This window comes from Acinetobacter sp. YH12027, assembly GCF_013420085.1.
Classification (GTDB): Bacteria; Pseudomonadota; Gammaproteobacteria; order Pseudomonadales; family Moraxellaceae; genus Acinetobacter; species Acinetobacter amyesii.
The window spans coordinates 52,352-64,447 of record NZ_VOYW01000015.1; the positions used below are offsets into that span (position 1 = coordinate 52,352).

11 protein-coding genes are annotated in these 12,096 nt (G+C 41.1%); 5 read left to right on the plus strand and 6 right to left on the minus strand.

The window, feature by feature from the left end; translation table 11 throughout:
* The first annotated feature begins 57 nt into the window (after positions 1 to 57).
* Positions 58 to 1,140, plus strand: a complete 1,083-nt coding sequence (locus tag FTT94_RS07295) for a hypothetical protein (protein WP_180004250.1) — start codon at positions 58 to 60, stop codon at positions 1,138 to 1,140.
* Positions 1,140 to 1,466, plus strand: a complete 327-nt coding sequence (locus tag FTT94_RS07300; RefSeq protein WP_180004252.1) for an RnfH family protein — start codon at positions 1,140 to 1,142, stop codon at positions 1,464 to 1,466. The genes FTT94_RS07295 and FTT94_RS07300 overlap by 1 nt, the downstream gene beginning before the upstream one ends.
* A 43-nt stretch (positions 1,467 to 1,509) precedes the next feature.
* Here the strand turns inward: FTT94_RS07300 and FTT94_RS07305 are convergent, their stop codons facing one another.
* Complete coding sequence (locus FTT94_RS07305) at positions 1,510 to 1,908, minus strand: outer membrane protein assembly factor BamE (RefSeq protein WP_078193102.1); 399 nt, start codon at positions 1,906 to 1,908, stop codon at positions 1,510 to 1,512.
* A 112-nt stretch (positions 1,909 to 2,020) separates the two neighbouring features.
* On the opposite strand from FTT94_RS07305, the gene fur reads away from it, so the two are divergent.
* Positions 2,021 to 2,458 carry a ferric iron uptake transcriptional regulator gene (gene fur / locus FTT94_RS07310; RefSeq protein WP_078193101.1) on the plus strand — a complete coding sequence of 146 codons (438 nt, stop codon included), beginning with the start codon at positions 2,021 to 2,023 and terminating at the stop codon, positions 2,456 to 2,458.
* A 78-nt stretch (positions 2,459 to 2,536) separates the two neighbouring features.
* Here fur and FTT94_RS07315 read toward each other — a convergent pair whose 3' ends face one another.
* Positions 2,537 to 3,658, minus strand: a complete 1,122-nt coding sequence (locus FTT94_RS07315; protein WP_168379063.1) for a PilT/PilU family type 4a pilus ATPase — start codon at positions 3,656 to 3,658, stop codon at positions 2,537 to 2,539.
* Positions 3,659 to 3,685: 27 nt separating this feature from the next.
* Entirely contained in the window at positions 3,686 to 4,723 is a 1,038-nt protein-coding gene (locus FTT94_RS07320) for a type IV pilus twitching motility protein PilT (protein WP_078190026.1), read from the minus strand.
* Positions 4,724 to 4,848: 125 nt separating this feature from the next.
* Here FTT94_RS07320 and FTT94_RS07325 point away from each other — a divergent pair, with 125 nt between their 5' ends.
* Together FTT94_RS07325 and FTT94_RS07330 are read left to right on the plus strand one after the other, a co-directional pair.
* On the plus strand, positions 4,849 to 5,535 hold the full coding sequence (locus FTT94_RS07325) for a YggS family pyridoxal phosphate-dependent enzyme (RefSeq protein WP_180026560.1): 687 nt from the start codon (positions 4,849 to 4,851) through the stop codon (positions 5,533 to 5,535).
* Between the two features lie 193 nt (positions 5,536 to 5,728).
* Positions 5,729 to 6,529, plus strand: coding sequence for a thioesterase family protein (locus tag FTT94_RS07330; protein ID WP_078193098.1), 801 nt, complete (start codon positions 5,729 to 5,731; stop codon positions 6,527 to 6,529).
* 48 nt (positions 6,530 to 6,577) lie between these two features.
* Here the strand turns inward: FTT94_RS07330 and FTT94_RS07335 are convergent, their stop codons facing one another.
* The 3 genes from FTT94_RS07335 to FTT94_RS07345 all read right to left on the minus strand — a co-directional run bounded on the left by FTT94_RS07335 (position 6,578) and on the right by FTT94_RS07345 (position 11,945).
* Positions 6,578 to 10,171 (minus strand): AAA family ATPase, encoded by a 3,594-nt coding sequence (locus FTT94_RS07335; RefSeq protein WP_180026561.1) that lies wholly within the window; start codon positions 10,169 to 10,171, stop codon positions 6,578 to 6,580.
* 9 nt (positions 10,172 to 10,180) lie between these two features.
* A complete protein-coding gene (locus FTT94_RS07340; protein ID WP_373686021.1) occupies positions 10,181 to 11,434 on the minus strand; it encodes an exonuclease SbcCD subunit D C-terminal domain-containing protein in 1,254 nt (417 codons plus the stop codon).
* 133 nt (positions 11,435 to 11,567) lie between these two features.
* Positions 11,568 to 11,945: a VOC family protein gene (locus tag FTT94_RS07345; protein WP_180008234.1), complete on the minus strand. Its 378-nt coding sequence runs from the start codon at positions 11,943 to 11,945 to the stop codon at positions 11,568 to 11,570.
* Between the last annotated feature and the right edge of the window lie 151 nt (positions 11,946 to 12,096).

Consider the following 12,096-nt stretch of genomic DNA (forward strand, 5'->3'; position numbering starts at 1 on the left):
TTGATTTTCAAGGCACAGCAAGGCAAAATAGCGCTAGAATTTTCAAAGGAATTTGTCATGCAGGACAATGCGATGTCGAAATGGTTATCGCCACTGATGGCGTTCTGTTTATCTTTTATCATTATTGCAACTTTAGCACCGGTAACAGGTATTCAAATTGAACGTCAGCTAGATTTCTGGCTGTTGTGGCTAGGTACAATGCTTATTTTAGCTTTACCGCTATGTTATTTGGAAATTGCTTTAGCAAAACGTTCAAAAATTACAGCAGTTCAAGCACTGTCTTCGCTAACACGTGATGCGGATGCTTCACCCAAATGGCGTATAGTCGGTTGGCTTGCCGTAGTATTTATTCCATTTTTAGCAGGTGCCATGCTTTCAGCCGCGTCGCAATATGTGGCAATTTTTACAGCTAATGGCTTTGCCTATAGCATTATTTTGGCTGTCCTTGCGGTCATTGCATTTGCATTGTCGTTTGTACCACGCCAATTTTTAGTGATTTTGACCGCTATTGGTGTGATTGCTGCAGTAGTTTTAGCGAATGTTATGGGAACTGCCTTACCAGAGTGGAAAATGACTGCGCTCGAATTTAGTGAGTGGGGCAATGCAACTGTCTTGGCGCTCGTAGCAAGTGGTTTGGGGATGGGCTTGTATTGGCAGTCAAGTTTACCAGCCGTGAAGCAACAAGAGATTGCAAGCAAAACGGTATTTCCGATTTGGATCGCTCAACTTTTGGCAGTGGTTGCTTTTGCCTTTTTCGCAGCAAAAGCACAAGTATCTGCTTTAGCACTGGTTGTGGGTTTAGTCGCAGCTTCAGCATTGCTGATTCAAATGGCACGTGAACAATTACAACAACGCCAATTGGCCATAGTGGTGCAATGGGCGATTTTATTGGTTGCGGTTTTTGTATGGGCACTGAGCACTGTTGTTCCAGTATTTAATATTGCCTTGTTGATTTGGGGCTTAATTATTTGTCTGATTTATGCGATTTTCGCAGGTTGGATTATGAAGATTAGTCATCTACGTAAGTCAATGAACTTCAGTCATGAAACCTTTTATAATATTTGGCGTATTGCTGTACGTATCGTAGTGCCCTTGTCAATAATATTGGCATTGGTGGCTGTGATTGGGCAGTTATTCTAATGACAGCTCAGTTACAAGTGTGGGTGGCTTATGCGAGCGTGGAACAGCAGATATTAATTCCTCTAATCTTTAATCCCGGTATGACGGTTGAAGATGCTATTGTGCAAAGTGGCATTCGAAAACAAGTAGATTTACCAGAAGTATTAACACTAGGAATCTTCGGGGCGCGTGTAAGCGATTCATCTCAGTTACTTGAAGCAGGTGATCGTGTCGAAATCTATCGTGCATTAACCATTAATCCGAAAGATATTCGTCGTAATCGCGCCAAGAAAAATCCCGTTGGTCGTTATTGTCGAGGCAATCGTTTCAAACAATTGTACTTATAAAAAAAACCCCTAAATTTAGGGGTTTATTTTTATCTGAAAGCGACTATAGTGGTGGCGCAGTTAAAATCGCTTCTTTAGAACCTGGTAAGCCAGGTTGAGACTCTGGAATGGTTTCTAAGCCTTCAATTTTTTGAACGATACCGTTTTGGTCAAAGAAGATTTTTAAGTGTTGACCATGTGCAGCAGGAATCTTGGCTTTTTTAGCATATGTTCCTGGGGTATACTTATAAATGTAGTCCCAACGTAACGGATTCATTGGATCGGCAACAGTTGGACTACCTAGCAAAAAGCGAACTTGTTGGTGGCTCATTCCCACTTGAATTTTAGCCGCTTGTGCTTGAGTTAAAGGTGTACCTTGTGGAATATCAACTTTATAAACGCCCAAGGTTGAACAGCCTACGAGCAATGAAGTGACAAATAACGTCAGCATGATTTTTTGCATTTTGCTAAACTATCCCAAATTAATTATGATGCATTTGATCCAAGGATAGATCATACTGCATCTAAACTTTGTTGCATATTCCAACTTTAATTTTGTTGAGAGACCTTTTTTCATGCCTATTTCAAATCAAGATTTACGTAAAGCTGGACTTAAAGTTACACTTCCACGAATTAAAATATTGGAATTGCTTGAAAATTCAAGACAACATCACTTAAGCGCAGAAGATATTTATAAGACTTTACTTGAACAGGGTGAAGATGTGGGTTTAGCAACTGTGTATCGCGTGTTAACACAGTTTGAAGCTGCAGGTATTATTCAACGCCATCATTTTGAAAACAATCATTCTGTTTTTGAGATTATGCAAGAAGATCACCATGACCATATTGTGTGTCAAAACTGCAATAAAGTGGTGGAATTTACTAATGATGTGATTGAGCATGAGCAACATCAAGTGGCAGAAAAATTTGGTTTCCAACTTACAGGTCACTCATTAAATCTTTATGGCTATTGTGATGCGCCTGAATGCCAAGAAGCATATCGTAAAAAATAATCCGATGCGGATGAGAATGAATAAAAAACAGACTTCATGTGAAGTCTGTTTTTTATTTCCGAAAGCGTTTAAGCAAAATTAATGTTGACCATCAAAGGTAATATTTGAATTTGCACGCAGTAAATGCTCACCGCCTTCTTCAGACAATTTAATTTGTAGACGCAGGTCGTTCGGTGAGTCGGCATGTTTGAGCGCATCTTTGTAGCTAATTTGCTTGGCTTTATAAAGGTCATATAAGGCTTGGTCAAAGGTTTGCATACCTAGTTCACGAGAACGCTTCATCAGGTCTTTAATTTCATGCACTTCACCCTTACGGATTAAGTCTGAAATTAAAGGTGAGTTGATCAAAATCTCAATGGCAGCACGACGTGAATTACCATCAATGGTTGGAATCAACTGCTGCGCAACCATTGCTTTTAAGTTCAAAGACAAGTCCATGAATAGCTGACTATGACGATCTGCTTCAAAGAAGTGAATGATACGATCGATGGCCTGGTTGGCGTTGTTGGCATGCAGTGTTGCAAAAACCAAGTGACCGGTTTCAGCAAAGGCAATCGCATAGTCCATAGTTTCTCGTGAACGAATCTCACCAATCAGAATCACGTCAGGTGCCTGACGTAGCGTATTTTTTAAGGCAACTTCGAAAGAGTCGGTATCAATACCCACTTCACGTTGGGTAATGATACAGCCTCGGTGTTGGTGTACAAATTCAATCGGGTCTTCAATTGTAATGATATGACCTTTGCTATTTTCATTACGATAGCCAATCAAAGATGCCAAAGAGGTTGATTTACCTGTACCCGTTGCACCTACGAAAATGATAATGCCACGCTTGGTCATCGCTAATTCTTTTAAAATCGGCGGTAATTTCAACTCATCCATCGTTGGAATAACGGTTTCGATACGACGCAGCACCATACCTGGCTGGTCACGTTGTTGAAAGGCGCTGACACGAAAACGAGCAGATTTACTGGTATTACTAATGGCAAAGTTACATTCGCGCGTATCGGCAAATTCCTTACGCTGTTTGTCAGACATAATCGAATGTAAGATTTGACCGACAGTCGGGCCCGGTAACTTAGTCGAGCCAATTGGCAAAATTTGCCCATTGATCTTAATCGAGGGTTCAACATCGGCTGTAATAAACAAATCCGATGCTTTTTTCTCCACCATATAATCAAGTAAGCCGTTAAAATCCATAACGATCGCCCCAGAAAAATAAAAAAATTACAAGAAAGATTCGGGTTGTTTCGCTGCAGTCCGTGCAGTTTGCGTACTAATAATGCCTTTTGCGACAAGGTTTTTTAAGCTTTGATCGAGTGTGGTCATACCGTAGTTGGCACCCGTTTGAATCGCAGAATACATTTGCGCGACTTTGTTTTCACGAATCAAGTTACGGATCGCAGGAATACCGATCATGATTTCATGCGCAGCCACACGACCGCCACCATTTTTCTTGAGTAGGGTTTGTGAAATTACGGCTTGAAGTGATTCAGATAACATGGCACGAACCATGTCTTTTTCTTCAGCAGGGAATACGTCAATCACACGGTCAATGGTTTTTGCGGCAGAGGTTGTATGGAGTGTACCGAAGACCAAGTGACCGGTTTCAGCAGCTGTCAGCGCCAAACGAATGGTTTCAAGGTCACGCATCTCACCGACTAAGATAATATCCGGGTCTTCACGCAGTGCAGAACGAAGTGCTTCGTTAAAGCCGTGCGTATCACGGTGTACTTCACGTTGGTTGACCAAGCATTTTTTTGATTCGTGTACAAATTCGATCGGGTCTTCGACCGTTAAAATATGGTCATAACGGTTGTCGTTGATGTAATCAACCATCGCAGCAAGCGTGGTTGATTTACCCGAACCTGTTGGACCGGTCACCAATACGATGCCACGTGGATATTCACAAATATCTTTGAAGATTTGGCCCATGCCAAGATCTTCAATGGTTAGTACTTTTGAAGGAATGGTACGGAATACGGCACCAGCACCACGGTTTTGGTTAAATGCGTTCACACGGAAACGAGCCACACCAGGTACTTCAAATGAAAAGTCAGTTTCTAATTTTTCTTCGTAATCACGACGCTGTTTATCGTTCATGATGTCGTAAACCAATTTGTGCACTTCTTTATGTTCAAGAGCAGGAAGGTTGATACGACGAACTTCACCATCCACACGAATCATTGGTGGCATACCAGAAGATAAATGTAAATCCGAAGCGTTATTTTTGGCAGCAAAGGCCAATAGTTCTGTAATGTCCATAAAATCCCCGAGATAAAAATTAAATCTTAATTATTTTGATAGAATAATAAGGCTTTCCCACAGCTTAACCAACACTTAGTTGCAGGGCAATGCAAAAAAAGATGAATGAAATGAGAACCCAGTCAATGAATAAACTTCAAGAAGCACGAAATCAAGTCTTGCAGCAAATTGAGCAGGCTTGCCAACTTGCGGGTCGACCACAGCAATCGGTTGAATTGTTGGCTGTATCTAAGACGCATCCTGCTGAAATGCTAAGAGAAATGTATGCAACGGGGCAACGCTCATTTGGTGAAAATTATCTGCAAGAAGCGCTTGAAAAAATTGAGGCTTTGGCAGATTTAGAGATTGATTGGCATTTCATTGGTCATGTACAGCGCAATAAAACCAAACATTTGGCTTCAAACTTTGCTTGGGTGCATGGGGTAGACCGTTTGATTATTGCGGAGCGTTTATCAAGCCAGCGAGAAGCGACGCAAGCACCTTTGAATATTTGCCTACAAGTCAATATTGATGCGCAAGATACGAAGGATGGCTGTCAGCCGAATGAAGTAGCAGATTTGGTCGCACAGATTTCTACGCTACCGAATTTACGCTTACGTGGACTGATGGTAATTCCTGCTCCAAACAATCCGCAAGCGTTTGCTGATGCCAAAATGCTCTTTGAACACGTCAAAGCACAGCATGCGAAACCTGAAGATTGGGATACATTAAGTATGGGGATGTCAGGCGATATGACTGATGCGATTGCTGCGGGTTCAACGATGGTTCGCGTGGGGACAGCATTGTTTGGCGCACGTGATTATTCAAAATAGGACAGAAGATTCAGCCTGCTTTCAAAAACTAGGCTTATAAAGTGTAAGCACAGCAGATAAATTTTCACAATAGATGAAACCTATGGGTTCAAAGTGAGCCTTTTAATTTGAACTTTCCATTAAAGTTGAGTACAAAATAATCAGGATGTTTTTGATATTGAAGTAATTCACACTTGGACAAATAGGGAAGTTCATGACGGCATATTATCAGTTGATTCAACGCGACGTAGATGCGCAAGGCTGTGTCACGGCACATTACCATTCGACCAATTTAGCACAAGGTGCATGGAATGCACATGAGCAACACATGGCACCAGCTACAGGCATTATTTGTGCTGAATTAGACCGTTTTTCACCACGTCATGATATGCGTATCGGGCGCATTAGCCTCGATATTTTGGGCTTAATTCCTGCTGGCGAGTTTGAAATAATCACGCAAGTGATTCGTCCGGGAAAAACCATTGAACTGATTGAATCTGAAATGCGGGCTCAGGGCAAAACCTGCATTGTGGCACGCACTTGGCGCATGATGACGCAAAATAGCCAGTCCGTGAAAGGTTTGGAGGATGCTGATGTGACTGGGCCAGAAACTGCGCCGATTTGGGACGGTATCCGTCAGTGGCCGGGGGGATATATTCAGTCGATTGAAGCAAGAAGCCATGGGCGCCGTGCAGGTCAAGGCATTGTGTGGCTGAGAACACAGCATGACATGGTTGAAGGTGAGCCGACTGCTGATTTTGTCCGTTTAATGGGCATGGTTGATACCGCCAATGGTATTGTTCCGCGTCAGGATTGGCCATTTGGCTGGGGCTTTCCAAATCTGGATCTACAAATCCATTTGCACCGTTTACCACAGGGACAGTGGTTAGGTCTGGAAACCGTGCAGCAGTATGGAGCGGATGGTGTTGGTTTGAGTAGTTCTGTATTGCATGATGTCCATGGCCCATTTGGGCGTAGTGAACAGATTTTAACGCTACGTCCACTCGGGACGTAATGATCTAGAGAATCAAAAATTATAAAGCCTGCTTTAAGCAGGCTTTTTTTAAGATACGATTTGGATGGTGCTTGCACCTGCTCCGACAGGATTGACTTGAATTTGCACAGGGATTCGTTCGTGCATTTCTTGAATGTGAGAAATTAGCACGACTTTACGCCCTTGGTTTTGTAGCTGATCCAGAGCATTCATGACCATGTGTAGACTTGAGGCATCTAGCGTGCCAAATCCTTCGTCAATAAATAGGCTTTCGATTTTCGTTGTTCCTGATGCCATGCTTGCAATGGCTAAGGATAAAGCGAGTGCTGTTAAGAACGACTCACCACCTGAAAGCGAAGAGACAGAGCGAGTTTCGCCATCCATGTCATGATCGATAATGGCTAGACTTAAGGAATTTTCAAGGCGCTTTAAGGTATAGCGCTGTGAAAGTATCGCCAATTGCTGGTTAGCATACTCGATTAAAATATCAAGGTTATATTGCTGCGCCAAATCACGGAACTTCTTGCCCGTTGCATCGCCCATTAAGCTCGAAATTTTATTCCAACGATGTTCTTCAGATTGGATCTGTTGAATCTGATCGGCAAATTGTTTTTGTTTGCTGAGGTTAGAAAAATGAACATCTAACTTACTTTTAAGTTGATCTCTAAGTTCTTGCTGTTCTGCAAGGGCTTTAAGATTTAGTGCAATGACACGCTCGATTTGTAAAATTTGTATTTCAGGCTGTGTTTTTAAATGCTGTTTCAACGTTTCTTGAATAGCCTGAATACCTGCTTGAGCATCTGAATAGGCACGTTCTGCATTTAAAACACGCTGTTTAAGCTGCTGTTCTTGTTCATATGAAATTGCACTAAGTTGCGCTAACAGCGTTTCACTAAATTCTGAATTTTGGCTCATCCATTGTTGAAGCGTATTTTCAACATGCCTCATTTGAGTGACTAATTGTGTTTGCTGGGTGAGGTATTCTTTTAAGCGACTTTGACTGGTTTCAAAGGCTTGACGTACTTGATCGAATGTTTGACGAGCCTGATTGAATCTCGTCTGTAACAGTTGTCTGTTTTGGTCAAAATCATTTAACCAATCATGTGGTTTTTCAACTTGTGTTTGGGTCATCTCAAAAATAGTTTGAATCGCAATATCACTATTTTTTTTGCCCTCAATTGTTAAATTTTCAATTAGATTTTGAGCCGTTTGAATTTTTTCCTGACTAAATTTAATTTGTTGCTGATAGTGCTCAAGCTGTTGTGAAGTTTGATTATATTGAGTATTTAACTCGTGGCGTTGCTTTAAGTAATTTTGACGTTGTTGTAGTGTGTGATAAATCTGTTCAGCCGCGCTTAAAGTCGACTGTTCCCATAATTTTTTTTCTACGTCATTCAACACAATGAGAATATGCTGAATATTGATTTCAGCTTGTTGCACACTGGATAAGTGCTGTGTGGTTTGTTGAATTGAAGTTATGAGTGCATGACTTTGTTTTTGAGCATTTTCATGTGAAATTAAGGCATCTTCAGTTTGTTTTTGCGCTTGTTGTGATTCATTGATTCTTGTCTGAATCAGTTGCGCCAAGGCTTCATGCTGATGTGAAAAATCAAAAGAAATATTTAGAATATTTAATTGTTGTTGAAGCGCATTTTTTGCCTGATCAAGTTGTATTTTTAAGGTCGCTAGCTGTTGCGCATTGGCATCCATTAACGCGGTTTGCTGAGTGGAGGTGGTTTGTAATTTTTGCCAAGCTTCGAAAGCCACTTTTTCCAATGCAAGTGCTTGTTGTTCTTGTTGCGTTTGTAGTTTCAGTAATTCATCAGAAAAAGCTTCTTTTTCTGAATAAGGATGATGGGTACTTCCACAGACTAAACACGCTTCGCCATCGACCAAATCTGCACGCAATTTTTCAATATTTTCCGTATTCAGTAAGCGCTGTTGTTGCAACATGTGTTGCAGTTTTTCACGCTCATTTTTCTGCGTTTGATAGGTAAGTTCGGCCGTTTTTAGCTGCGTATGACTTTGTTTAATTTGCTGAGCTAGTGTACGTTTCACCGTCATGAGATTGTTGTTTTCAGCATCAATATTTTGGAAGCTTTGCCATTGTTGCTGAACAACATTGAGCTGATTTAATTTTTGTAAAAGCTGGTCACGTTCGTAACGTAGTGATGAAATTTTCTGATTGAGCGCATCTTCTTGCCCAAATGTTTGCGTTAATTTTTCAAGTTGTTTTTGTTGTGTCTGTAATTGTGTATTGGCTTGTTGCACATTGCCATAATTTTTTTCAAATTGTGCATAACTTTGAATAAATCGTTGAGTCTGTGTGATATGCGCTGAAAGTGCATCATCGAGTGAGGCAAAGTGATTTGAACTTTCTAGCTGTGCCGTGTGTTGAGCAATATTGGTTTGCAGTTGCTCAAGCTGTTCCTTCATCTGTTTTTCATTGTTGATATGCGGAACAAGTTGGTTTTCAATCTCTTTAAAATCACCTTGCGCTTTGCGTAATTGATCTACCAATACAAGACGTTCAGCAATCCGGTCACGCACCAGTTTAATTTTGTCTTGATGTTGAATCTCAAATTGATGCTGTTGTTTTTGTTCTGTATCTATTTTTTCAAAGATGGTTTTTTCAGCATTGAATTGTTGTTCAATCTCTGAAAAATGCTGTTGTGCATGTGTCAATTGCGGCTGTAATTGTGCAATTTCAAGCTTGATATTTTTTTGTTGAATTACACTTGGGCGTATAGATGAAAAGCGTTCAAGTTGTTGCAGTTGTAGCTTTTCAGGCGCAAGTGCATCAAGTTGTTGTTGCTGATTTTGTAGTTGTTGCTGACGTGCTTGCACATCAGTTTCGTATTTTTGCTTTTGTTCATACCATTGTTGATTTTTTTCGAACGCTGATTTTTCTATTTCCAGCTTTTTATATTCTGTAGAAACCGTATTGAATTGATTCGTGGTTGTTATTAGATCTTCATCAGACAATATTTCAATATGTCCTAAAACATTTTCCAGCTCTTTACGCTGATTGGCAATTTGTTTAGTTTTTTCAAAGGCCAATTGACCAATTTTTCCGAAAATACTGGAATTGGTCAGATATTCCAATAGCTCGCCACGTTCATTATCACGCGCTTTTAAAAAAGCGGTCACTTCTGACTGAGCCAGTAAAACAGCACGAGTAAATTGCTCAAAACTGAGTTGAGTAATGCGTAAAATTTGGCTCTCAACCGCTTTAGTTTTATCTGCAACGACACTGCCATCCGTTAAGCATTTCAGTGAACGCTGTACGCTTTGCAATTTGCCATTTGGGTTTTCACGGGCACGTTTAATTTCCCAACGCGCTGAATAGACTTTTTGGTCTTGGGCAACAAAGCTGAGCTCGGCAAAGCCTTGACCTGTGCCACGGCGTAATACGGTTTGCGGTGAGTTGGTTGGCAACTCTGAACCATCGATATCGATCAGTTTACCATCGCTGTCTTTTAAACGTGGCACACGATTAAACAGCGCCAAACACATGGCATCTAAAATGGTTGATTTACCTGCACCAGTTTTGCCAATAATTGCTACTAAGCCTGCACTGGCTAAAGGCTCAGATTCAAAATCAATAAAATGTTCACCCGCTAAAGATGCCAAGTTTTTAATACGTATAGATAAAATTTTCATGGCAATTCCTTAAGCGTTCACATTATCTTCAAGTGATTTTTGTGCTTCATCGACCAAACTTAAAAAATCTTTCATTACGGTGTCATCAGCACCATAGCCTTGTTTTTCCCAAAGGTTTTGGAATAATTTTTCAGGCGTAGGTGGATCAAGGTTGATTGCGGCTTGTTGCTGATTATTTTGATCTGAGTTTAAATAACGGCGGCTGATGCGCACCAACCGATAACGGTTCGGTGCTAAAGCCTCTTCAAACTGCTGTCTTAAATTAGGTGCAGGCGGGGTGTCGGTATGGTATTCAATTTCGACATATTCACGCTGATCAATATCTTCAATTTCACCGCTCGCCAAAGCAGATAATTGTGCCAAAACTTCTGGAATTGTGCCTTTGATGCGATGCAATTGCACACTGCGCGGAATTGCTAAGGACCCCATTTGAAAGCGTGATTCATCTGTTTGAGTTGGATCAATACTGATCTCAAGCACTTGGTGCTTATAATTAATTTCACTAAATGACAGGGGAATCGGTGAGCCGCTATAACGGATATGGGCTTGTCCAACTTTTTGCGGTTTATGCAAATGCCCAAGTGCGACATAGTCAATTACATCATCAAATAGGGCAGTCGAAAGCGCTTCTTCATTGCCAATAATAATCGGGCGCTCTGAGTCCGACGTTTCACCGCCTTGCATGTGGGCATGTGACATTAAAATTAAGGCTTGATCTGAAGTTTTACGTGCTTTGGCTTCCGCAATTAATTGCTGATGCACATAGGTAATAGCGTTTTGGCTATTGGTGGTTTGATCATTGAATCCGGTGATCTCGGCAGCCCGTAAAAAAGGTAAGGTTAGACACCATGCCACAATATTTTTGTGTTCATCATAAATAGGCACGAGTAATCGGTCTAAATCGAGCTGACCTTCAGTATTTTTATGGACCACGCCAACAGCTTTGGCATGGTATTTTTCTAATAATGGCTCAACTTGTTCAATACGGTAACCTGAGTCATGATTGCCTGCGATCATCAGGGTTTGCATGTGCGGGGCACGCACATGCGCATCGGCTAAAAATTGATAGAGCTGTTTTTGCGCTTTGGAAGCTGGGTTGATGACATCAAAAATATCGCCAGCTATCAGCAGGGCATGCGGCTGCTTTTGTTCTATTTGTTCGAGTAACCAATGAAGAAACTGTTCGTGTTCGTAGTCACGTGAGTGGTTATAGAAGAATTGTCCTAAATGCCAATCAGAAGTATGAAAAAAACGAACAGTCATGCAAGCCCCCAAAAATCAAAAAAATTGATTGGGGTCTAAAGTATCACAGATGTTCACATTTTCGAGGGTGATTAATCATTCATACGTCAAACTAAGTCGTTCTCGACAGTTACAAGGTCATCAATCTAAGCTGTTACTGTGCATTTGGATCGACTTGTACGAGGCCAAAGGTATTGTGGTCTGGGTCTAAGAAATAGCCTTGCCAACATTGACCAGGAATCGCAAATTTTTCCATGGCAATTTGACCACCCTGCGCCAAAATTTTCTCAGCGATATGGTCGAAATCTTCAACTTCAAAACTACAGGTAAATGCATTGGTGCCGCAGTGCGTTGGTGGAGTCTGAGCAGGGCGCTCTAAGAGGCCACCATGAATGCCTTGAGTTTCAATACGGAAGTATTGAATCGGTAGCCCTTCAACTGGGATAAATGACCAACCGAAAACCGCAGAATAAAAGGCCACTTCACGCTTTGGATCGGAGCTTTGAATTTCAAAATAGCAGAGCTGGTTCATTGTTATTACTCTTTGTTTGATGGATTGCACATTTCAAATAGCAGAGATTTGAAATTAGGCTAAAAAATACCAAGAACTAGGAATATAAAATGTTGTTCTAATCCTATATATAGATCAATTGTTGTACAGTAGGTGTATTACCTGCATTTGG

What these genes read in the sequence shown, in the direction of transcription:
- FTT94_RS07295 (WP_180004250.1), top strand. Translation starts at nt 58, where the DNA reads ATGCAGGACAATGCGATGTCGAAATGGTTATCGCCACTGATGGCGTTC.
- FTT94_RS07300 (WP_180004252.1), top strand. Translation starts at nt 1,140, where the DNA reads ATGACAGCTCAGTTACAAGTGTGGGTGGCTTATGCGAGCGTGGAACAG.
- FTT94_RS07305 (WP_078193102.1), bottom strand. Translation starts at nt 1,908, where the DNA reads ATGCAAAAAATCATGCTGACGTTATTTGTCACTTCATTGCTCGTAGGC.
- fur (WP_078193101.1), top strand. Translation starts at nt 2,021, where the DNA reads ATGCCTATTTCAAATCAAGATTTACGTAAAGCTGGACTTAAAGTTACA.
- FTT94_RS07315 (WP_168379063.1), bottom strand. Translation starts at nt 3,658, where the DNA reads ATGGATTTTAACGGCTTACTTGATTATATGGTGGAGAAAAAAGCATCG.
- FTT94_RS07320 (WP_078190026.1), bottom strand. Translation starts at nt 4,723, where the DNA reads ATGGACATTACAGAACTATTGGCCTTTGCTGCCAAAAATAACGCTTCG.
- FTT94_RS07325 (WP_180026560.1), top strand. Translation starts at nt 4,849, where the DNA reads ATGAATAAACTTCAAGAAGCACGAAATCAAGTCTTGCAGCAAATTGAG.
- FTT94_RS07330 (WP_078193098.1), top strand. Translation starts at nt 5,729, where the DNA reads ATGACGGCATATTATCAGTTGATTCAACGCGACGTAGATGCGCAAGGC.
- FTT94_RS07335 (WP_180026561.1), bottom strand. Translation starts at nt 10,171, where the DNA reads ATGAAAATTTTATCTATACGTATTAAAAACTTGGCATCTTTAGCGGGT.
- FTT94_RS07340 (WP_373686021.1), bottom strand. Translation starts at nt 11,434, where the DNA reads ATGACTGTTCGTTTTTTTCATACTTCTGATTGGCATTTAGGACAATTC.
- FTT94_RS07345 (WP_180008234.1), bottom strand. Translation starts at nt 11,945, where the DNA reads ATGAACCAGCTCTGCTATTTTGAAATTCAAAGCTCCGATCCAAAGCGT.